Annotated in this window: 20 protein-coding genes; 13 read left to right on the top strand and 7 right to left on the bottom strand. The window is 66.1% G+C overall.

Annotated elements, in window-relative coordinates; genetic code table 11:
- Positions 1 to 262 precede the first annotated feature (262 nt).
- Together F9K07_RS16005 and F9K07_RS16000 are read left to right on the top strand one after the other, a co-directional pair.
- Entirely contained in the window at positions 263 to 1,033 is a 771-nt protein-coding gene (locus F9K07_RS16005; RefSeq protein ID WP_159594377.1) for a ferredoxin--NADP reductase, read from the top strand.
- Between the two features lie 90 nt (positions 1,034 to 1,123).
- Positions 1,124 to 1,648 carry a disulfide bond formation protein B gene (locus F9K07_RS16000; protein WP_236581286.1) on the top strand — a complete coding sequence of 175 codons (525 nt, stop codon included), beginning with the start codon at positions 1,124 to 1,126 and terminating at the stop codon, positions 1,646 to 1,648.
- A 24-nt stretch (positions 1,649 to 1,672) separates the two neighbouring features.
- Here F9K07_RS16000 and argA read toward each other — a convergent pair whose 3' ends face one another.
- The gene (gene argA, locus F9K07_RS15995; RefSeq protein WP_159594376.1) at positions 1,673 to 3,013 is read right to left on the bottom strand and encodes an amino-acid N-acetyltransferase; all 1,341 of its coding nucleotides are present in this window, start codon (positions 3,011 to 3,013) and stop codon (positions 1,673 to 1,675) included.
- Between the two features lie 46 nt (positions 3,014 to 3,059).
- Here argA and hrpA point away from each other — a divergent pair, with 46 nt between their 5' ends.
- On the top strand, positions 3,060 to 7,070 hold the full coding sequence (gene hrpA / locus F9K07_RS15990; RefSeq protein ID WP_159596961.1) for an ATP-dependent RNA helicase HrpA: 4,011 nt from the start codon (positions 3,060 to 3,062) through the stop codon (positions 7,068 to 7,070).
- A 12-nt stretch (positions 7,071 to 7,082) separates the two neighbouring features.
- On the opposite strand, the gene F9K07_RS15985 is transcribed toward hrpA, so the two are convergent.
- From F9K07_RS15985 to lptF, 5 genes are read right to left on the bottom strand one after another with little or no spacing between them, the layout of a single operon-like run.
- Positions 7,083 to 8,255, bottom strand: a complete 1,173-nt coding sequence (locus F9K07_RS15985) for a pyridoxal phosphate-dependent aminotransferase (RefSeq protein WP_442907332.1) — start codon at positions 8,253 to 8,255, stop codon at positions 7,083 to 7,085.
- 4 nt (positions 8,256 to 8,259) lie between these two features.
- Positions 8,260 to 9,204: a CysB family HTH-type transcriptional regulator gene (locus F9K07_RS15980; protein WP_159594374.1), complete on the bottom strand. Its 945-nt coding sequence runs from the start codon at positions 9,202 to 9,204 to the stop codon at positions 8,260 to 8,262.
- On the bottom strand, positions 9,201 to 9,566 hold the full coding sequence (locus F9K07_RS15975; protein ID WP_159594373.1) for a sirohydrochlorin chelatase: 366 nt from the start codon (positions 9,564 to 9,566) through the stop codon (positions 9,201 to 9,203). The genes F9K07_RS15980 and F9K07_RS15975 overlap by 4 nt, the downstream gene beginning before the upstream one ends.
- Positions 9,567 to 9,570: 4 nt before the next feature.
- Entirely contained in the window at positions 9,571 to 10,689 is a 1,119-nt protein-coding gene (lptG, locus tag F9K07_RS15970) for an LPS export ABC transporter permease LptG (protein WP_159594372.1), read from the bottom strand.
- Complete coding sequence (gene lptF, locus F9K07_RS15965; protein ID WP_159594371.1) at positions 10,686 to 11,807, bottom strand: LPS export ABC transporter permease LptF; 1,122 nt, start codon at positions 11,805 to 11,807, stop codon at positions 10,686 to 10,688. The genes lptG and lptF overlap by 4 nt, the downstream gene beginning before the upstream one ends.
- Before the next feature lie 25 nt (positions 11,808 to 11,832).
- On the opposite strand from lptF, the gene F9K07_RS15960 reads away from it, so the two are divergent.
- The 7 genes from F9K07_RS15960 to F9K07_RS15930 all read left to right on the top strand — a co-directional run bounded on the left by F9K07_RS15960 (position 11,833) and on the right by F9K07_RS15930 (position 18,083).
- Complete coding sequence (locus F9K07_RS15960) at positions 11,833 to 13,338, top strand: leucyl aminopeptidase (protein WP_159594370.1); 1,506 nt, start codon at positions 11,833 to 11,835, stop codon at positions 13,336 to 13,338.
- A 24-nt stretch (positions 13,339 to 13,362) separates the two neighbouring features.
- Entirely contained in the window at positions 13,363 to 13,797 is a 435-nt protein-coding gene (locus F9K07_RS15955) for a DNA polymerase III subunit chi (protein ID WP_159594369.1), read from the top strand.
- Between the two features lie 188 nt (positions 13,798 to 13,985).
- Positions 13,986 to 15,170, top strand: coding sequence for a branched-chain amino acid ABC transporter substrate-binding protein (locus F9K07_RS15950; protein WP_159594368.1), 1,185 nt, complete (start codon positions 13,986 to 13,988; stop codon positions 15,168 to 15,170).
- Positions 15,171 to 15,365: 195 nt separating this feature from the next.
- Positions 15,366 to 15,815, top strand: a complete 450-nt coding sequence (locus tag F9K07_RS15945; RefSeq protein WP_159594367.1) for a hemerythrin domain-containing protein — start codon at positions 15,366 to 15,368, stop codon at positions 15,813 to 15,815.
- Between the two features lie 83 nt (positions 15,816 to 15,898).
- Positions 15,899 to 16,135 (top strand): hypothetical protein, encoded by a 237-nt coding sequence (locus tag F9K07_RS15940; protein WP_159594366.1) that lies wholly within the window; start codon positions 15,899 to 15,901, stop codon positions 16,133 to 16,135.
- 61 nt (positions 16,136 to 16,196) lie between these two features.
- Positions 16,197 to 17,066 (top strand): alpha/beta fold hydrolase, encoded by an 870-nt coding sequence (locus tag F9K07_RS15935; protein ID WP_236581285.1) that lies wholly within the window; start codon positions 16,197 to 16,199, stop codon positions 17,064 to 17,066.
- A gap of 312 nt (positions 17,067 to 17,378) precedes the next feature.
- Entirely contained in the window at positions 17,379 to 18,083 is a 705-nt protein-coding gene (locus tag F9K07_RS15930) for an SOS response-associated peptidase (protein ID WP_159594365.1), read from the top strand.
- Here F9K07_RS15930 and F9K07_RS15925 read toward each other — a convergent pair.
- A complete protein-coding gene (locus tag F9K07_RS15925; protein WP_159594364.1) occupies positions 18,043 to 18,219 on the bottom strand; it encodes a hypothetical protein in 177 nt (58 codons plus the stop codon). The two genes, F9K07_RS15930 and F9K07_RS15925, sit on opposite strands and share 41 nt — an antisense overlap.
- A 23-nt stretch (positions 18,220 to 18,242) precedes the next feature.
- Between F9K07_RS15925 and F9K07_RS15920 the strand changes: the two genes are divergently transcribed.
- The 3 genes from F9K07_RS15920 to F9K07_RS15910 are packed head-to-tail and all read left to right on the top strand — an operon-like array spanning position 18,243 to position 21,204.
- Positions 18,243 to 19,253 carry an NAD(P)H-dependent flavin oxidoreductase gene (locus F9K07_RS15920; protein WP_268894716.1) on the top strand — a complete coding sequence of 337 codons (1,011 nt, stop codon included), beginning with the start codon at positions 18,243 to 18,245 and terminating at the stop codon, positions 19,251 to 19,253.
- 26 nt (positions 19,254 to 19,279) lie between these two features.
- On the top strand, positions 19,280 to 20,011 hold the full coding sequence (locus tag F9K07_RS15915) for an enoyl-CoA hydratase/isomerase family protein (protein ID WP_159594362.1): 732 nt from the start codon (positions 19,280 to 19,282) through the stop codon (positions 20,009 to 20,011).
- The gene (locus tag F9K07_RS15910; protein WP_159594361.1) at positions 20,008 to 21,204 is read left to right on the top strand and encodes a CaiB/BaiF CoA transferase family protein; all 1,197 of its coding nucleotides are present in this window, start codon (positions 20,008 to 20,010) and stop codon (positions 21,202 to 21,204) included. Before F9K07_RS15915 ends, F9K07_RS15910 begins: the two co-directional genes overlap by 4 nt.
- The last annotated feature ends 12 nt before the right edge of the window (positions 21,205 to 21,216 follow it).

Below are 21,216 nucleotides of genomic sequence, written 5' to 3'. Positions count from 1 at the left end.
TCCTTGGGGTGGGATTAGATGGTTTGGTTATAACGAACGGAAGAATTTATTCGTTCCAGAGCTTGGCGATCGTTGGCATGATCCAGCTCTTGTTTTACTGGCGTGGTTCGCCATTGGCCGGCGAGGGCGACTTGCCCTGGCAGGCCGCCACTGTAGCAAGGTTTCGGAGCCCGCTGGACCTGTGGGGACTGCCGATGCCCACGCCAGCTCCCAGGCCAGCCCAAGTTTTTACAATACGGGGTTTCCCCCATCAGGACCTTTCATGAGTGCATTTCTGGAAGAGCGCGTGCTCAGCGTTCACCACTGGACCGATCGGTTGTTCAGCTTCACGACCACGCGCGACACCTCGCTGCGGTTCTCCAATGGCCACTTCACCATGATCGGACTGCGGGTGGACGGCAAACCGCTGCTGCGCGCCTACAGCATCGTGAGCCCGAACTGGGCCGATCACCTCGAATTCCTCAGCATCAAGGTGCAGGATGGCCCGCTGACCTCTCGCCTGCAACACATCCAGGTGGGCGACACCCTGGTGGTGGGGCGCAAACCCACGGGTACATTGCTGATCGACTATCTGCTGCCCGCCAAGCGCCTGTACCTGCTGGGCACGGGCACCGGTCTTGCGCCGTTCCTCAGCGTCATCCGCGATCCGGAAACCTATGAGCGCTTCGAGCAGGTGGTGCTGATCCACGGTGTGCGCCAGGTCAAGGAACTGGCCTATCGCGAACTGATCTCCGAACAGCTGCGGCACGACGAGTTTCTGGGCGATGCGGTCAAGCAAAAGCTGCTGTATTACCCCACGGTCACGCGCGAGCCTTTCATGCACCAGGGCCGCATTCCGCAGTTGCTGGCCGATGGCGTGGTCGCCAAGGACCTGGGCATTCCCCCGCTCAATCCGGCCGAAGACCGCGTCATGATCTGCGGCAGCCCAGAAATGCTGCGCGACCTCAAGGCTTTGTGCGAAAAGCGCGGCTTCAAGGAAGGCAACACGACCACGCCGGGTGACTTCGTCATCGAGCGCGCGTTCGTGAGCTGAGAGCGCTGAGGCCGGGAACTTGCGGCAGACTTGCGGGCTCAGTGCTCTGTCCCGCCTGGCGGCCGCGTTTTCCCTTCTTCAGGACTTCCTTTGACAGCCCTTACCTCCCCAGGCATCGCCTCGTTCCTGACGCAACATCCTCGCCGGATCCTGGCGGGTGTGGCGCTGGTCTGCGTGGCCATGCTGGCCTTCGGCATGTATTTGCAACACGTGGTGGGCCTGGAGCCTTGTCCCATGTGCATCGTGCAGCGTTACGCGCTGGTGGGCGTTGCGGTGGTGGCGGGTGTCGCTGCCTTGTTCCGCCAGCGTATCGCGTTGTACGGCGGCGTGGTGTTGATGGGTCTGCTGTCGGTGTTCGGTGCCTTCACCGCCGCGCGCCAGAGCTGGCTGCAATGGAATCCGCCGGAGATCATGAGCTGCGGGCGCGACTTCTTCGGCATGATCGAATCGTTCCCGCTGCGCCGCGCCATTCCGATGATCTTTCGTGGCAGCGGCGATTGCTCGGTGATCGACTGGACCTTTCTCGGCCTGTCGATCGCGAACTGGTCCTTCCTGTGCTTCGCGGCCATCGCGCTGCTGGCCATCGCGCTCTGGATGAAGAAGCCCACCGCCTGATGGTGCATGGGCCTCGGGCCCGCGTCAGTTGAGCTTTTTCACCAGCACCTGGCTTCTGCGGTCCCAGTTGTATTTGCGCTTGCGCGCCTCGGGCAGCCAATCGGCGCTCACCTGTACGAAGCCGCGCTTGATGAACCAGTGCATGGTGCGCGTGGTGAGCACGAAGATGCTTTGCAGGCCCTGGGCCTTGGCGCGCGTCTCGATGCGCTTGAGCAGGCGTTCGCCGTCGCCCTGGCTCTGGGTGTCGGGCGACACGGTGAGCGCGGCCATTTCGCCGGTGCGCGCTTCCGGGTAGGGGTAGAGCGCGGCGCAGCCGAAGATCACGCCGTCGTGCTCGATGATGGTGTAGTTGCCCGCGTCGCGCTCGATCTCGTGGCGTTCGCGCTTGACCAGGGTACCGTCCTTCTCGAACGGCTCGATCAGCGCGACGATGCCGCTCACATCGTCCATGGTGGCTTCGCGCACGCTCTCCAGCTTTTCGTCCACCACCATGGTGCCGATGCCGTCGTGGGTGTAGATCTCCAGCAGCAGCGCGCCATCGACCGAGAAGGGCAGGATGTGGCTGCGGTCGACACCACCTTCGCAGGCGCGGATGCAGTGCTGCAGGTAGAACGCCGGGTCGGTGGGCAGCATCGGCGGGGGCAGCGAGGCCAGCAGCTTCTTGGCGTCGGCCAGCGGCAGTTCGGTGTCGATATCGCTTTCGGGGTCCGAGCCGTCCACGCGGATGCCGGGGACCTCGGTCAGGAACATGAGCTTGTCGGCCTGCAGCGCCACGGCGACCGAGGTGGCCACGTCTTCCATCTGCAGGTTGAAGGCTTCGCCGGTGGGCGAGAAGCCGAACGGCGAGAGCAGTACCATCGCGCCCATGTCCAGCGTGCGCTGGATGCCTTCGGTGTCGACCTTGCGCACCAGGCCCGAGTGCAGGAAGTCCACCCCGTCGATCAGGCCCACGGGACGCGCGGTGATGAAGTTGCCCGAGATCACGCGCACCGTCGCGCCGGCCATGGGCGTGTTGGGCAAGCCCTGACTGAACGCAGCTTCGATTTCATAGCGCAACTGCCCAGCCGCTTCCTGCGCGCAGTCCAGCGCCACCGAGTCGGTGATGCGCATGCCATGCGAGTACCTGGCCTCCTGCCCCTTGAGGCGCAGTTGCTCGTTCACCTGCGGTCGAAAGCCGTGCACCAGCACGATCTCCACGCCCATGCTCTGGATCAGCGCCAGATCCTGCGCCAGTTTTTCCAGCTTCCCCGCCGCGATCGCCTCGCCCGCGATGCCCACCACCAGCGTGTTGTGGCGGTGCTTGTGGATGTATGGCGCGACCGAACGGAACCATGGAACGAAGGTGAAGTTGAAGACGTTGGACATGAAGGTGTCGAAGGGCTGCGGGCGAGGGGCTTTGCGGGCGCGGATAATGGCCGGCTGCCCGATTTTGACCGAAGTTCCCCACTTGTCTTCCACGCCGCTGCACATTGAGTTTCCCGAGTCGCTGCCCGTCTCGGCCCGCCGCCACGAGATCGAGGCCGCCTTGCGCGACCATCAGGTGGTCATCGTCTGCGGCGAAACGGGCTCGGGCAAGACCACGCAACTGCCCAAGATCCTGCTGGGCATGGGCCGCGGCAAATGCAACGCCAAACCTGGGCAGCGGGGCCAGCTCATCGGCCACACACAGCCACGGCGCATCGCCGCCTCCAGCGTGGCCAAACGCATTGCGGAGGAATTGAAGACACCGCTGGGCGATGTGGTCGGATACAAGGTGCGGTTCCAGGACCGCCTCTCACGCGATGCCTCCGTCAAGCTCATGACCGACGGCATCCTGCTGGCCGAGACGCAGACCGACCCCGAGCTGCGCGCCTACGACACCATCATCATCGACGAGGCGCACGAGCGCAGCCTCAACATCGACTTCCTGCTGGGCTACCTGCGCCAACTCCTGCCGCGCCGGCCCGACCTCAAGCTGGTGGTGACCTCGGCCACCATCGATGCCGACCGCTTTGCCGATTACTTCTCCTCCAGCAAGGGCAAGGCACCGGTGCTGATGGTCTCGGGCCGCACCTTTCCGGTGGAAGTACGCTGGCGGCCCTTCGAGGAAAGCCGCGAGTACGACTTGAACAACGCCATCGCCGATGCGGTGGACGAGCTGTGGCGCGGGCCGCAAGGTGGGGACATCCTTGTGTTCCTGCCGGGCGAGCGCGAGATTCGAGAAGCTGCTGACCACTTGCGCAAGCACCTCAGCCATGTTCCGACGCTGCGCAACGCCGAGGTGCTGCCCTTGTTCGCGCGGCTGTCCCAGGCCGAACAGGAGCGCATTTTTCAAGACCACAGCGGTCGGCGCATCGTGCTCTCGACCAACGTGGCCGAGACCTCGCTCACCGTGCCCGGCATCCGCTTCGTGGTCGACGCCGGCACCGCGCGCGTCAAGCGCTACAGCTTCCGCCAGAAAGTGGAGCAGTTGCTGGTCGAACCCATCAGCCAGGCCGCCGCCAACCAGCGCGCCGGGCGTTGCGGGCGCGTGGCCGATGGCATCTGCATCCGGCTGTACGACGAGGCGGGCTTCATCGGGCGTCCGAAGTTCACCGACCCCGAGATCCTGCGCAGCTCGCTCGCAGGTGTCATCCTGCGCATGAAGGCGCTGCGCCTGGGCGCGGTGGAAGACTTCGCCTTCATCGAGGCACCGCAGAAACGCGCCATCGTCGACGGCTACCAGCTGCTCGCCGAACTCGGCGCGGTGGACGACACCAACGAACTCACCGCCATCGGCCAGACCCTATCGCGCCTGCCGCTGGACCCGCGCGTGGGCCGCATGATCCTGGAAGCGCAGCAGCGCGGTGCGCTCGACGAGGTGCTGGTGATTGCCTCGGCCCTCTCCGTGCAGGACGTGCGCGACCGCCCGCTGGACAAGCAGGCCCAGGCCGACCAGGCGCAAGCCAAGTTCGACGACGAGAAGAGCGAGTTCAGTGGCACGCTCAAGCTGTGGAAATGGCTGGACGACACGAAGGGTGGCCACGGCAAAGACCACAAGCTGAGCCACCGGCAATACGAGAACGCGCTGCGAGAAAACTTCATCAACGTGCGGCGTGTGCGCGAGTGGCGCGACATCCATACCCAACTGCACACCGTCGTTGCCGAACACCAGTGGAAGCTCAACGACAAGCCGGCCAGCTACGAACAGCTGCACCTGGCCATGCTCTCGGGCCTGCTCGGCAACATCGGGCAGAAACACGAAACCGAAGACGTGTACCTCGGTGCGCGCGGCATCAAGTTCCACCGCCATCCTGGTGCGAACCTGAGCAAGCGGCCGGGTCGCTGGATCGTCTGCGCCGAGCTGGTGGAGACCACGCGCCTGTTCGGCCGGGGCATTGCCAACATCGAGCCGCCATGGCTGGAGCAGGTGGGCGCGCACCTGATCAAGAAACAGTTGCTCGACCCGCATTGGGAGAAGAAGGCCGCGCAGGTCACGGCGCTGGAGCGCGCCACGCTGTACGGCCTGGTGGTCTACAGCAACCGGCGTACCGACTACGGCCGGGTGGATCCGGTGGGCGCACGCGAGATCTTCATCCGCGAAGCCCTGGTGGCGGGCGAATGGGACACGCGCCTGCCGTTCCTGGCCGCGAACCAGAAACTGGTGCGGCAGGTGGCCGAGCTGGAGCACAAGTCGCGCCGGCAGGACGTGCTGGTGGACGACGAACTGATCTACGCCTTCTACGACCAGCAGGTGCCGGCGAACGTCTGCACCGGGGCTTCCATGGAGCGCTGGTTCCGCGATGCGGTGCGCGAGAACCCCAAGCTCCTGCTGCTCACGCGCGAGGAGCTGATGCGCCACGAAGCGGCCGGTATCACCACGCAGACCTTTCCCAAGACGCTGCGCCTGGGCGGTGTGGACTGCGCCTGCAGCTACCTGCACGAACCCGGCGACCCGCGCGATGGCCTCTCGGTCACCTTGCCCATCTTCGCGCTCAACCAGGCCAGCGAAGACCGCTGCGACTGGCTGGTACCCGGCATGCTCAAGGACAAGGTGCTGGCGCTGCTCAAGACCCTGCACCAGCGCCCGCGTTCGCGCCTGGTTCCCTTGCCCGCCACGGCCGAGAAGTTCACGCAGGCGCTGTGCGAGCCGGCCGCGTTTGCATCGGGCAACCTCATGGACGCGGTGCTCAAGCTCGTGCGCCAGGCCACGCAACTCGACATCGTGCGCAACGACATCAAGGTCGACATGCTCAGTCCGCACCACTTCATGCACCTGCGTGTGGTAGACGAGCACGGCCGGCAACTCGGGCAAGGCCGCAACCTGGCTGCGCTGAAAGCCGAGCTGGGTGCGAAGGCGCGCGGGGCCTTCCAGGCGCTGGCGCAATTGAAGCTGTCTGCAACGACGACGTCGGACGCCGCCGGCGAAGTGCCTTCACCCTCTCCCGCTCGCGGGAGAGGGCAGGGTGAGGGTCCCCCGCAGGCGCGAGGCCCTCACCCTCCTTCGACAAGCTCAGGACAGGCCAAGCCTCTCCCGCGAGCGGGAGAGGGAGCAACAGCCAAAGCCTCTTCTCCAACAGACCGCACCAGCGCCACCCAGCGGCACACCACCTGGAACTTCGGCGAACTGCCCGAGCTGATGGAAATCCAGCAAGGCCGCCAGACGCTGATCGGCTTTCCCGCGCTGGTGGACGATGGCGATGCGGTGCGCATCGAAGTTTTCGACGAGCCCGAGGTGGCCCAGTCGCGCCACCGCGAAGGCCTGCGGCGGCTGTTTGCCCTGCAGATCCGCGATGCGCTGAAATACCTGGAGAAGAACCTGCCCGGCCTGCAGGCCATGGGCGTGGCCTACATGCAGGTGGGCAAGGAGGCGGGCGGGGGCGGCACGCTGGAAGAGTTGCGCGCACAGATCCTCGAACTCGCGCTGGACCGCGCCTTCCTGGGCGACCCCTTGCCCACCGACGAGGCCGCCTTCAAGCGCCGTGTGGAAGAGGGCCGTGGACGGCTCACGCTCATCGCCAACGAGATCGCTCGCACGGCGGGCACGGTGCTCGGCGAATTCGCGGCCGCCGCGCGCAAGCTCAAGGACAGCAAGCCACCGGCCGAGGTCGCGGCCGACATTGGCCAACAGCTGCAGCGTCTGGTGCCCAAGCGCTTCTTGCTGCAGACGCCGTACGCGCAACTGCAGCACCTGCCGCGCTATCTGAAGGCCGTGCAACTGCGGCTGGACAAGCTGCGCGCCGACCCCGCGCGCGATGCAGGCAAACTGGCCGAACTGCGCCCTCAGGACCAGCGCTTCTGGCGCCTGGTGGCCGAGCGCAAGGGTGTGCAGGATGCGCGCTTGCAAGAGCTGCGCTGGCTGCTGGAAGAATTGCGCGTGAGCTTCTTCGCGCAAGAGTTGCGCACGCCCCAGCCGGTGAGCGTGAAGCGCCTGGACAAGGCCTGGGCGCAGCTCAACACATGAGCCGGTCTTCGCTCAGAGTCGAGCGAGGCGCTTGAGCGCCTCCCGCAGGGTTTCGTCCTTCTTCGCGAAGCAGAAGCGCACCACCTTCTGATCGAACCCGTCGCCATAGAACGCCGACAAGGGGATGGCGGCCACGCCGATCTCTTTCGTGAGCCATTGGCAGAAGTCGCCTTCGGGCAGATCGCGCTCGGCGACGGCCAGGTTCGATATCTCCACGCACTGGAAGTACGTGCCTTCACCGGGCAGCAACCGAAAGCGCGTGGTGCTCAGTCCTTCGCGGAACAGATCGCGCTTGCGCTGGTAGAAGGCCGCCAGCTCCACGTACGGCGCCGGATCGGCCATGTAGCGGGCCAGCGCGTGCTGCACCGGCGTGTTCACGGTGAACACGTTGAACTGGTGCACCTTGCGGAACTCGGCGGTGAGCGCGGCGGGCGCCACCACGGTGCCCACCTTCCAGCCCGTGACGTGGTAGGTCTTGCCGAAGCTGCTGATGATGAAGGCGCGCGCGGCCAGGCCGGGGAAACGCGCCACGCTCTGGTGTGCCTGGCCGTCGAACACCATGTGCTCGTAGACCTCGTCGCTGATCAGGACGATGTCGGTGGGCGCCAGCAGTGCTTGCAGGCGTTGCATGTCGGCGGCGCTCCAGACCGTGCCACTGGGGTTGTGCGGGCTGTTGATGAGCAGGGCGCGCGTGCGCGGGGTGATGGCCGCGGCGATGCGATCGAAGTCGGGTCGGAAGCTGCCAGGGGTCAGCGGCACGCGCACCGGCACGCCGCCGGCCAGCTCGATGTTGGGCACGTAGCTGTCGTAGCAGGGTTCGAGAACGATCACCTCATCGCCCGGCTGCACCACCGCCAGGATGGCCGTGAGGATGGCCTGCGTGGCGCCCGCCGTGACCGTGATCTCGCTGTCCGGGTCGCACGCCAGGCCATACAGCGCCTGCATCTTGGCCGCCATGGCCTGGCGCAACGCGGGCGCGCCGGGCATGGGCGGGTACTGGTTGTGGCCGGCCTGCATGGCGTGTGTGACGGCGTCGACCAGGGCCGGGTCGCAATCGAAATCGGGAAACCCCTGGCCGAGGTTGACCGCGTCGTGTTCGACCGCCAAGGCCGACATGACGCTGAAGATGGTGGTGCCGACCTTGGGCAGGCGGGAGGGGAACGTGGGTGTGCGAGGGGCCGTCATGGGGTCATAGCTCGTAGTCATCGGGCGTGCCGCTCATCGCGCGCAGGATCAGATCGCGTGAGAGGCGGTCGCTCAGCAGCTCGGCAAAACGCAGCACGAAATGGCGCAGGTAGGTGCCCCGTTTGAAGGCCACACGCGCCAGGTTGTGGCCGAATAGCTGGGCCGCCGGGCGCGCCACCAGATCGGGCGTCTGGTTCTCGCCCTGCATCGCCATCTCGGCCACGATGCCCACGCCCATGCCGAGCTTCACATAGGTCTTGATCACGTCCGAATCGATCGCTTCGAGCACGATGGTCGGGGTGAGGTGGCGCAGCGCGAACGCCTGGTCGATACGCGTGCGGCCGGTGAAGCTGGGGTGGTAGGTGATCAGCGGCACCTGCGCCAGGTCGTCCAGCGTGATGTGCTCGCGATCGAGCAGCGGGTGGTCGAACGGCAGCACCAGCACGTGCTGCCATTCGTAGGCGGGCAAGGTGACCAGTTCGGGGTAGTTCACCAGCGACTCGGTCGCCATGCCGATTTCGGCCACTTCCTCCATCAGCATCTTGGCCACCTGGTCGGGCGAACCCTGGTGCAGGCTGATGCCGACCTTGGGGTAGGCCTGCCGCAGCGCCGCCACCGGGCCGGGCAACACGTAGCGCGCCTGCGTGTGGGTGGTGGCGATGGAGAGCGTGCCGCTGTCCTGCGCCGAATACTGCTCGCCGATGCGCTTGAGGTTGTTCACCTCACGCAGGATGACCTCGATGCTTTTGAGCACCTGCTGGCCCGGCTCGGTCACGCGCTTGATGCGCTTGCCGTGGCGGGCAAAGATCTCGATGCCGAGCTCGTCCTCCAGCTCGATGATGGCCTTGGACACGCCCGGCTGCGAAGTGTGCAGGGCCTTGGCGGCTTCCGTGAGGTTCAGGTTGCGGCGCACCGCTTCCTGCACGAAGCGAAATTGGTGCAGGTTCATGCCTGGGTCTCCAGCGCGATTTTTGCAAGCAATGCGGTCAAGCGGGGGTCCTCGCCTGCGGTGGGCAGGCGTTCGAAGGCGGTGTCGGTGTGGGCGGCGGCCAGATCGGCCATGCGCTGTGGCAGGTCTTCGCGGGCGTGCTTGCCCATGCCGAAGAAGAGCGGCAGCACGCGGATGCGGGTGGCGCCTTGGGCCACCATGTCGCGCGCGGCCGTGGCCAGATCGGGCTCGCAGAGTTCGAGGTAGGCGCAAGACACGAGCGCCGAGGCATCGCGGTCGGCGATCTGTCGCGCCACGGACTCAATCGGTGCGCGCCACAAAGGGTCGCGCGACCCATGCGCCAGGACAATCACACCCAGCATGGCCTTACCTGCGCAGCACCAGCCACCCGAAGGCGCCGAGCGAGAAGATGGAGTAGATCATGGCCGGCGAGGCTGCAGCCAGCCACGGTTGCCACTGGTTGAGGTTGCCGATGTAGCCGAACACGTTGTTGAGCAGGAAGAAGCTGATGCCGATCATCACGCCGCCGAACACGTAGGCCGTGATGCTGCCGGAGCGAAAGTGCAGGTAGGCGAAGGGCAGGGCGAGCACCACCATCACCAGGCAGCTCAAGGGGTAGAACACCTTGCGCCAGAACTCGATCTCGTAGCGTTGCGCGGTCTGGCCGTTGGCCTCCAGGTGGCGGATGTAGCCGAACAGGTCGGCGGTGGGCATGCGGTCGGGCTTGAGCAAGGCCACCGACACCATTTCGGCGTTGATGCCACTGGGCCAGCGGAAGGTCTCGAGGTTCTGCCGCAGCACGCGCGCCGAGGTCTGGCCGGCGGTGTCGAATTCGCTGCGCTGCACCTGGCGCAAGGTCCAGGAGTCGTCGGCCTCGATCTGGCCCGTGTCCGCTCGCAGCGTCGAGACCAGGAAGCCCTGGTTGTTGAACTCGAAGATGCGCACGTTGCCCAGCCCGCCCTGCGGCGACAGGGAGCCCACGTTGACCGAGAAGTTGCTGTACGGCTGCTTCTCCTTGAGCCAGGCCCCCGTCTGGCCCAGGCTGATGTTGCCCTGGTAGCGGGCCTTGAGCAGTTGCGCCGTCTTGTCCGAGATCGGCGCGAGGTAGTCGCCAATGGCGAAGGTGAGCACCACGAAGATCGCGCCCAGGCCCAGCATGGTGCGCAGCGCCCGCCAGGGCCCCAGGCCGCTGGTGCGCAGGATGGTGTATTCCGAGCCCTGCGCCAGGCGCGCCAGCACGAACACCGAGCCGATCAGCACGGCGATCGGGAACAGCTCGTAGATGCGGCTGGGCATGCCCAGGGCCACGTAGAGCAAGGCATGCGGGACTTCGTAGATCAGCTTGGGGTCGAGTGCGGAGGGTTTGCCCAATTCGGGCAGCTCGTCCACGAAATCGAAGAAGAAGAACAGCGAGAGAAAGGCCAGCAGCACGAAGAACACGGCGGCGAACACTTCGCCGTAGATGAGGCGGCGGATGGTTTTCATGGGGCGGCGCCTTGCAATTCGGCGCGCGCGACACGCCGGGCCCGCAGCCAGTTGCGCAAGCTCAGGTTGTGGTGGCGCTTGAGCATCCACAACACGGTCACCGCGAACACGCCGCCGTGCAGGGTCAGCATGTAACCGCCCAGGCTGAACAGGCCGCTGGCCACCCAGCTCTGCCCGAGGTTGAGCAGGTTGTAATAAAACACGAACGAGAAGAGGGTGAAGAACAGATTGCCCCCGCGCCCAGCGCGAGGGTTGCCGGTGGTGGTGGCCACCGCGATCAGCACGAAGTTCATGGCGGTCAGTGCCATGCCCACGCGCCAGCCGAATTCGCCCAGGTTGGGGCGCGTCGGGTCGGCCAGCAGGTCCCAACTGCTGCGGGCCTTGAGCGCCTCGCCACGGTCGCTGAGGGTCGTGCCCCCGATCTGGGTGCCGTACTCCTCGAACTCGCTCACCTGAAGGGTGCTCTGGTCGGCGGCGGCCTCCAGGCGCTGGCCGTTGTTGAGCATCAGGATCTGGCGGTCCTCGATCCACTCGATGCGCCCGGAGCGCGCCGAGGTCACGGTTTCACTGCCGTCCTTCTCGGTGCTGGAGATAAAAATGTTGCGCCCCTCGGTGCCATCGGCGGTGTCCTTGTCGATGAAGAACACACGCCTGCCACTCGACGATTCCTGGAACTGCCCGGGCGCAATGCGCTCCAGGTCGCCCCGGCGCTCGAACCGGTCGCGCAGCGCGTCGGTCTGCTGGTTGGCCCAGGGCCAGACGAAGAACACCCCCAGCGTGATGACCAACAGGATCGGCCACGAAAAACGCATGACCGGGCCCAGAAAGCCCCCGAGCGAGCGCCCGCTGGAGAACCAGATGATCATTTCGCTGTCGCGGTACATGCGCGAGAGCGTGAAGACGATGGCGATGAACAGCGCGAGCGTGAGCACCGTGGGCATGCGGCCGATCACGGTGTAGCCCAGCACCAGTGCGATCTCCTGCGGGTTCACGCTGCCACGCGAGGCCAGCCCGACCGTGCGGATCAGCAACATGGTCAGCACGATGGTGAAGAGCACCAGCAGCGTGGCCCCGAAGCTGCGCGCCAGCTCTTTGCGGATGGAGGAATGGAATAACATCGATCGAGAACAGGAAAACACGATTATGGACTTCGAACTCAAATCACTCTCGCCCACCCAAGCTGCCTCATGGGCTGTCGATGCCTTGCTGGTGCTCGTGCCCGATACGCCGCCAGGCAAGGCCGAGGCCGGTGCCCTGTCGCAGCTGGTGGGGCAGGCGCTGCAGCGTGGCGACCTGGAAAAGGGCGTGGGCAAGCAGTTGCTGTGTTACCGCCCGGCCGGGTTGAAGGCCGCGCGCGTGCTGCTGGTGGGCGTGGGCGACGGTTCCTCTGCCTCGGTGCGCAAGGCGGTCGCCGCTGGCGTCGGCGCCCTCAAGCAGCCTGGCGTGAAGAAACTGGGCCTGTTGCTCAGCCTGTTCGAGGCGGACGCGGGGGCGGTGCGGGCCGCCGTGCAGGCCTGCGCGGACGCGACCTACGTCTACACCACCACCAAGCCGTCGGCCAAGGCCCGCACGCTGCAGCAGGTGGTGCTGGGCGTGGGCCAGATCGCCGCCGTGCGCGCGGGTTTCGAGGCGGGCCGTGCGCTCGTCACCGGTGTGGAGTTCGCCAAGGAATGGGCCAACCGCCCGGCCAACCACGCCACGCCCAGCCTGCTCGCCGAAGCGGCGCGCAAGCTCGGGCGCAAGCCGCGCATGAAGGTCGACGTGCTCGGCCCCAAGCAGGTCGAGGCGCTGGGCATGGGCTCGTTCCTGGCGGTGGCCAAGGGCTCGGCCGAGCCGCTGCGCTTCATCGTCATGCACTACAACGGCGGCGCCAAAGACGCCGCCCCGGTGGTGCTGGTGGGCAAGGGCATCACCTTCGACACCGGCGGCATCTCCATCAAGCCGGCCGCCGAAATGGACGAGATGAAGTTCGACATGGGCGGTGCGGCCAGCGTGCTCGGCACCTTCGCGGCGCTGGCCGAGCTGCAACCGGCGATCAACGTCGTGGGGCTGATCCCTTCGTGCGAAAACATGCCCGATGGCATGGCCGTGAAGCCCGGTGACGTGGTCACCAGCATGAGCGGGCAGACCATCGAAATTCTCAACACCGATGCCGAAGGCCGCCTGATCCTGTGCGATGCGCTGACCTACGCCGCGCGCTTCAAGCCGCACAGCGTGATCGACATCGCCACCCTGACCGGCGCCTGCGTGATCGCCCTGGGCGGCGTGCGCTCGGGCCTGTTCTCTACCCGCGACGATCTGGCCCAGGCGCTCCAGCAGGCCGGCGAAACGGCGCTGGACCCGTGCTGGCGCATGCCGCTGGACGACGAATACGCCGAAGGCCTGAAATCCAACTTCGCCGACATGGGCAACGTCGCGGGCCGTGCGGGCGGTGCGATCACCGCGGCCAAGTTCCTGCAGAAGTTCACCGCCGAACTGCCCTGGGCGCACCTGGACATTGCCGGCACCGCGTGGAAGAGCGGCGCGGCCAAAGGCTCCACCGGCCGGCCGGTACCCTTGCTGCTGCAATACCTGCTGGACCAGGTCGCCACGGGTCGGGCAAGCGTTGCTGCGCCGCGCGCAAAAGCCCGCAAGACCGCCAAAGCCTGACGTGGCCTGACCCAGCCGAGCGAGATGACCGAGGTCGCTTTCCACTTCAACGCGCCAGACCGGCTGGGTTACGCCTGCCGGTTGTTGCGCAAGGCGTACCTCAAGGGCGCACGGCTGCTCGTGTTGGTGGACGATGGCGAGCGCGCCGCGCTCGATGCGGCGCTCTGGACCTCGGTGGTCGGGGAGTTCTTGCCCCACAGTGGGCCAAACGACCCGCCGCATGTGCAGGCCCACTCGCCGATCCACCTCGCCAGCGCCACCGACCACGACCATGGAGCGTCGGTGTTGGTGAACCTGCGCGCCGAGATGCCCCCTGGGTACGGGCGTTTTGCCCGCGTGATCGAGGTCGTGACCAACGACGAGGGCGACCGCAGCCACGCGCGCGAGCGCTGGAAGCGCTACAAGGCGCAGGGTATCGAACCTCAGCGGCACGACCTCAAGCTCGCACCGCAGGAATGAGATCGTCGGGCCGCATACGTAAGACTTATGCGGCATGCGGCGCGTTGCTGCTGCGTTCGGGAGAACCCTCGATCCGTTGGCGCCGCGCCGCGCAGCGTGAAATCTGCAGGTTTTTTGGAGTATCTTTATGTGCGTGGAGAAATAAAGTTCCCTCCGCATTCCAATTCTTATCCTTTCCGAGGAAAACCATGCAACTGAACACCAAACTGGCTGTCATCGCGGCGGCTGTCGCACTTGCCGCTTGCGGCAAAAAGGAAGAAGCGGCCCCTGCGGCGGCTCCTGCCGCGGCGCCTGCGCCGTCGGCCCAGGTCATCAAGATCGGTCACGTTGGTCCCACCAGCGGCGCAATCGCCCACCTCGGCAAAGACAATGAAAACGGCGCCAAGATGGCGATCGAAGAGCTCAACGCCGCCGGCCTGAGCATCGCTGGTGCACCGGTCAAGTTCGAGCTGCTGGCAGAAGACGATGCGGCCGATCCGAAGCAAGGCACGGCCGCAGCCACCAAGCTGGTCGACGCCAAGGTCGCTGGCGTCATCGGCCACCTGAACTCCGGCACCACCATTCCGGCTTCGCAGATCTACAACGACGCGGGCATTCCCCAGATCTCGCCCTCGGCCACCAACCCCAAGTACACCCGCCAGGGCTACGCAGGCGCGTTCCGCGTCGTGGCCGACGATGTGCACCTCGGCGGCACGCTGGGCAAGTACGCGGTCGAAACGCTCAAGGCCAAGAACGTGGCCGTGATCGACGACCGCACCGCGTACGGCCAGGGCGTCGCGGACGAATTCGAGAAGGGCGTGACGGCCGCGGGCGGCACCGTGGTGGGCCGCGAGTTCACCAACGACAAGGCGACCGACTTCAACGCCATCCTGACCACGCTGAAGGCCAAGAAGCCCGACGTTGTGTTCTTCGGTGGCATGGACGCCGTGGCCGGCCCGATGCTCAAGCAGATGAAGCAACTGGGCATCACCGCCAAGTTCATGGGCGGCGACGGCATCTGCACCACCGAACTGCCGAAGCTGGCCGCCGATGGCCTGGGCGACGAGCAGGTCTACTGCGCGGAAGCCGGTGGCGTGGAAGGCGAACAGAAGGAAGGCATGGACAAGTTCCGCGCCGACTTCAAGGCCAAGTTCGGCGATGACGTGAAGGTGTATGCCCCGTACGTGTACGACGCCGTGAAGGTCATGGCCAACGCCATGGTCACCGCTGGCTCCGCCGACCCCAAGGTCTACCTGCCCGCACTCAAGGCCACCAACTACAAGGGTGTGACCGGCAACATCGCCTTCGACGAAAAGGGCGACATCAAGAACGGCGCGCTCACGCTCATGACCTTCAAGGGCGGCGTGCGCACCAACTTGGCCGTGATCCGCTGACCAGATTCCCTGAAGGTCTTTTCGGAGACCGTTCGCCGCGTTGATCCTGCTTTGCGGGAATGCGGCATTCGAAGCCACCGTTCGCGCGGTGGCTTTTTTTTGTGCGCGGGGGAGGGTCTGTCCTACAAGCCGCTTCGCGCCAGGCCGACAGGCACAAGCCCCGCGCGTTCCTAGACTTGTCCCAAAGGAGAATCCATGGACAACATCTACGAAGCCCTTCGCGAGAGCCACGAAACCCAGCGCACCCTTTGCCGTCGCCTGACCCATCTCAAGCCCGATGACGCGCGCGCCTGGGAAACCTTCAAGACACTGCGTGTGGAGCTCGCTGCGCACGCGGCCGCCGAAGAGCGTTACCTGTACGCACAGATTCTTTTTGACGACATGGGCTTGAAATCGTCGCGCCACGCCCTGCACGAGCACCACGAGATCGACGAATGCGTGGAAGCCCTGGAGGACGCGCGCGACAAGCCAGAAGCCTGGCCCGAGCTGGTGCGCAAGCTGTCCCATGAGGTGCACCACCACCTGCGGGAAGAAGAGAAAAAATTCTTTCAGCTCTCGGGAAAAATCCTGAGCGACAAACAGAAGGTCGGGCTGGCCACGCGCTACCGCCGCGATCTCAGCCGCATGCGCGAGGTCGTAGCCTGATCGTTGTAGGCCAACGCCTACAGACAGCGACGTGCCGCGCTGGCATGGTGAAGAGAGACATTCAAATTCCCCAAGGAGGTCCCATGAACCGCAACGCTCCCATGGCGAGTCCTCACGACGTTTCGTGGTTCAGCTTCCTGACGCATGCGCTGATCTGGATCGCCCTGGTGGGCGCAGGCCTGTTGTTGGCCTGGTTCGTCGCGGTGTTGCACGACTCGGTGGAACGGGGGGAACAACGGCGGCTGCAGCAACAACGCAGTGCCGCGTCCCCCATGACCTTGCCCTTCCTGAGCGAAACCCGCACGGGTGAGGTGCGCTGACGTTCAGCGCTCGCGTTCGGTGGTCGGGGTCGGGTTGTGCACTGCCGCTACAGTGCACACCATGAACGACCTGCTGCAAGCCCACGGCCTGATCGACGACCTTGAGCGGCGCGCGCGCGTCGAACGCGTCAAGACCGAGCGGGGCGTGATCACCTGGCGCGCTTTCGGCACCGGCCAGCCCCTGGTCTTGCTGCACGGCGGGCACGGCAGCTGGTTGCACTGGGTGGGCAACGTGGATGCCCTGGCGACCCAGCACACGGTGTGGGTGCCCAATATGCCGGGCTATGGCGACTCCGACCTGCACGGCGAGGGTTTGCCCGATTTGCTGGAGGCTATGCTGGGCAGCCTGAACGTTGTGATCGGATCTCACACGCTTTTCGATCTTGTGGGCTTTTCGTTTGGCGGTCTGGTGGCTGCGCACCTGGCCGCGCGGCGGCCTGTACGGCGGCTTGTTTTGCTGGGCAGCGCGGGCCATGGCACGCGGCGGCGTCCCAACGGTGAACTGGTGCAATGGCGCGAAGCCTATCGCAAGGGTGATGCTCCAGCGCTCGACAGCGCGATGCGCCACAACCTGGCGGTGCACATGCTCAGCATGCCCGCAGAGCAGGTCGACCCGCTGGCCTTGCGCCTGCACACCGATGCCTGCGTGCACACGCGTTTTCGCAGCAAGGACGTCGCGCTCAAAGGCGGTCTGCTCGAACTGCTCGCGCAACGCCAGGCGCCGACCTTCATGGCCTGGGGCGAGCACGACGTGACGGCCGATCCCGCCACACTCGCACCGAAGCTGCGCACGATGTTTCCGCGCAACCCCGTGCACGTGCTCAAGGACGCGGGGCACTGGGTGCAATACGAGCGCGCCGATACGATCAACGCGTTGCTGCTTGAGTGGTTGCGCGAGCCCTCATTGCGCGACGACAGCTCGACCACCTGATCACAGACCTTGCCCATCAACGAGATGCATTGCGCCGTGACCGTGACGGTGGCGAGAGGGGCGGCGGCCCGAGGGGATTGGACTACCGGAAAACTCCCCTGCGGGAACCGGCGAGCCCGAGGGCTCTCCACCCGGGCCGCCAAAAATTGGCTCACGAGCGAAGAAGCCGCAGGCTCTGCGGATATGTAGACCCCACGGCTCTCGCTGTAGGGGAGTTTTGACAGGAGTCCAATCCCGTATCAAGCCCCTTTTCGGCTTGACCGGCGCAGCATAGGCAGGAATGTGAGGGCCTTGACGCCTACCATCCTCGCCATGACCTCCCAATACGAATGCCTGCGTCCCGACCACCTGTACCGGGATATTTTTGACGTCGACGCGCCCATCGACACTGCGGTGGGGCGCCAGGTGTGGCCTCGTCGCCCCGGCGTGTTCATCCGCAACCCACCGGCACCGCCTTCGGGCGAAGGCGCCGAACACCCGACCCCAGGCGCGATCGAGCGCGAGCTCGTCGTGGGTCAGTTCGGCCTGGTCCCGCCCTGGGTGAAATCCGCTTCCGACGCAAAACTGCGTTCGACCAAGCTGGTCAACGCACGCTCGGAAACCGCGAGCACGTCCAACAACTTTCGCGGCGCCTGGCTGGGTGCGCAGCGTTGCATCGTGCCCATGATGGCGTTTCAGGTAGACGACTTGCGCAGCGGCAAGGCCGTGCCCACGCGTGTGGCGCGGGTGGACGGCAAACCCATGGGCGTGGCCGGTCTGTGGGAGTGCTGGACGGGTGCGCAGGGCGGGGTGATCGCCAGTTTCTGCCTGCTCACGGTGAACGCCAACAGCCACGCGCTGATGCACCGTTACGGACAACCGGGCAGCGAAAAGCGGATGTTGGCGATTTTGAACGAAGGTTCGTATGGCGCCTGGCTGAACGCGGCCCATCCGGAGAAAGCGCGCGAATTCATGCGGGCGTATCCGGCCGAGGGGCTCACCGCCAACCCCATCGAGAAGAAGCCCTCGGCCGCTTGATCAACGCGGCATAAGCCACCCGCTCTTCCTTCACCAACTGGTCGTGCGCCTGCGGGCCGCCCGGCAAGGGAATGTTGCCGCTGGCCGCAAGTTGGCCGCTCAGCTTCGCGCTACCGAGTGGGTTCGAGGTTTGCATAAATAGTTGCTTAAATCTTCTAAATGGTTTATTCTAGAAACCAAATAGACCGCAAATTCTCGATGAAAACCCGAATCACCCAACTGCTGGGCATTGCCCATCCCATCGTCCAGGCCGGCATGAGCTGGGCCTCGTCCAGCGTGGCGCTGCCGGCTGCCGTGTCCAACGCCGGTGGTCTGGGCGTGTTGGCCGCAGGTCCGCTGCGCACGCCCGATTTCGTGCGCATGCTGAGCGAACTGGCCGCCGCCACCAACCGACCCTTCGCCGTCAACATCCCGCTGTACCGGCCCGGCGCGCAGGACCTGCTGGACGCCATGCACCTGCAGCGTGTGCCGGTGGTGATCGCCTCGCAAGGCGGCCCGCGCGCGCACCTGCAACGCTTTCGCGACATTGGCTCCACCTGGATCCAGGTGGTCTCCACGCTGGAACACGCGAAAAAGGCGGCGGACGCGGGCGTGGACGCGCTGATCGTGGTGGGCTCCGAGGCCGGCGGGCATCCACCGGTCAACGACGTGAGCACCCTGGTGACCGTGCGGCGCGTGCTGCAGGAGGTGTCGATTCCCGTGATCGCCGGCGGTGGCGTGGCCGATGGCTGGGGCATCGCGGCCTTGCTGGCGCTCGGCGCGGACGCGGTGCAGCTCGGCACGCGCTTCCTGCTCACCGAAGAGGCCACGGTGCACGACAAATACAAGGCCGCCGTGCTCGACGCCGACGTGCACGACACCGTGCTAGTGGGCCGGCGCAGCCTGCCGGTGCGAGGCCTGCGCAATGCCTTTGCCCAGGCCATCTTCGACGCCGAGCGCGACCAGGTGGCGCAGGACGACTACGAAGCCCTGTTCAAGAAGAGCACGCTCAAGCAGGCCGCGCTCGATGGCGACATCGAGTGGGGCAAGGTCGAGCTGGGCCAGTCGGCCGGACTGGTGCAGCGCATCGAACCGGCCGCCGAGGTCATGGCCCAGCTCGTGCGCGAATTGCGCGAAGCCACCGAACGCCTGCGGGCCATGGGCGAGCAAGACGCCCGAAGCAACACCTGAACACACCGACCAAGGAAACCCACGCGATGGAACACCTGCTCATCGAAGACCGCGGCGCCGTCCGCATCCTCACCCTCAACCGCCCGGAAAAACACAACGCGCTCAACACACGCCTGACGCAGGAACTGCTCGACAGCCTGCGCGCCGCCGACCAGGACAGCGCCATCCACGCCGTGGTGCTCACCGGCGCGGGCAAGTCCTTCTGTGCCGGCGCGGACACCACCGAGTTCTCGGCCCTCACGCCCGAAGACCCGCAGGCCGTGACCGCGCGTGCCGACCTCACCACCGCGCTGCACCTGGTGTTCTCGCAGATGAACAAGCCGGTGGTCTCGGCCGTGCGCGGCAACGCGCTGGGCGGTGGCGCGGGCCTGGCGATCGCGTGCGACCTGAGCGTGATGTCGGCCACCGTGCGCTTTGGCTACCCCGAGCTCAAGCACGGCATCGTGGCTGCCGTGGTCATGGCCAACCTGGTGCGCCAGGTCGGCCGCAAGCAGGCGTTCGAGCTCGTGTCGCTGGCCGAGCCGCTCGATGGCGCGGGCGCCAAGGCCTGGGGCCTGTGCAACCGCGTGGTGCCCGATGGCGAGGTGCTGGAAGAGGCGGTGAAGATGGCCACCACCATCGCGGGCTGGAGCCCGATCGCCATGGCCACCACCAAGCGCAGCTTCCACCGCGTGGCCGATCTGGCGCTCGGCCCGGCCCTGGACGTCGGGCGCGACGCCAACGTGATGATGCGCGGCTTTCGCAAGGCCAAGGCATGAAGCCGCTGCAGGGCCTCACCATCCTGGACCTCTCGCGCGTCCTGGCCTGTCCCTTCGCCTCCATGATCCTGGCCGAGCTGGGTGCCGACGTGATCAAGGTGGAACAACCGGGCAGCGGCGACGAGACGCGCGATTTCGAACCGGTGGTGCACGGGCAGGGCGGCGACGTCTCGGCCTACTACCTGGCGTTCAACCGCAGCAAGCGGTCCATGACCGTCAACCTGCGCAGTGCCGAAGGCCAGGACATCGTGCGCCGGCTGGCCGCACAGGCCGACGTGGTGCTGGAGAACTTCCCGGTGGGCACCATGAAGAAGTTCGGGCTGGACTACGCGGCGCTGTCCGCGCTCAACGAACGCCTGATCCATGTGAGTTGCACCGGCTTCGGCATGACCGGGCCCTACGCGAAACGCAAGGGCTACGACACCGTGTTCCAGGCCATGGCCGGCATCATGAGCCTCACGGGCGAGCGCGGTGGCGGACCGGTGAAGCCGGGCCTGCCGGTGGCCGACCTGAGCTCGGGCCTGTGGGTCTGCGTCGCGATCCTCTCGGCGCTGGCCGGGCGCGAGAAGACCGGGCGCGGCAGCCACGTGGACTTCTCCATGTTCGACGGCCAGGTCGGCCTGCTCTCGCTCGCCGCCGCGCGCTGGTTCACGCTGGGCGAGGTGCCTGAGCGCCTGGGCACCGAACACCCCGGGCGCATTCCGTCGGCCGCCTTCGTGTGCGCCGACGGCAAGTGGGTGCAGATCACCGGCAGCGACCAGCACTGGGCGCCGCTGTGCAACCTGCTCGGCCTCGAAGCCTGGGCCGCGGACGCGGGCCTGGCGCGCAACGCCGAGCGCCTGGCGCGGCGCGAAGAGGTCATGGCCGGCCTGCAGGCCGCCATCGGCCGGCTGGAACGCGACGAACTCTGCCGCCGCTGCGATGCCGTGGGTGTACCGGCGGGGCCGATCCTGCAGGTCGACGAGGTCGTCTCCAACGAACACGTGGCCGCGCGCGGCATGGTGATCGAGTACGAGCACCCGCAGATCGGCCGCTTCAAAGGCCTGAAAGTGCCGTTGCGTTTCGAGGGCCTGGACGACCCCGAAGCCAGCCGGCCACCGCTGCTGGGCGAACACACCGACGACGTACTGCGCGAGAAGCTGGGCCTGGGCGACGAAGAACGCCACGCGCTGCGCGAGGCCGGAGCCATTTGATTTTCACCAACG

Origin of the sequence: Hydrogenophaga sp. BPS33 (assembly GCF_009859475.1) — a bacterium.
Lineage (GTDB): Bacteria > Pseudomonadota > Gammaproteobacteria > Burkholderiales > Burkholderiaceae_C > Hydrogenophaga.
The sequence above is the reverse complement of the archived record's forward strand: the minus strand, read 5'-3'. Positions and strand labels throughout refer to the sequence as shown.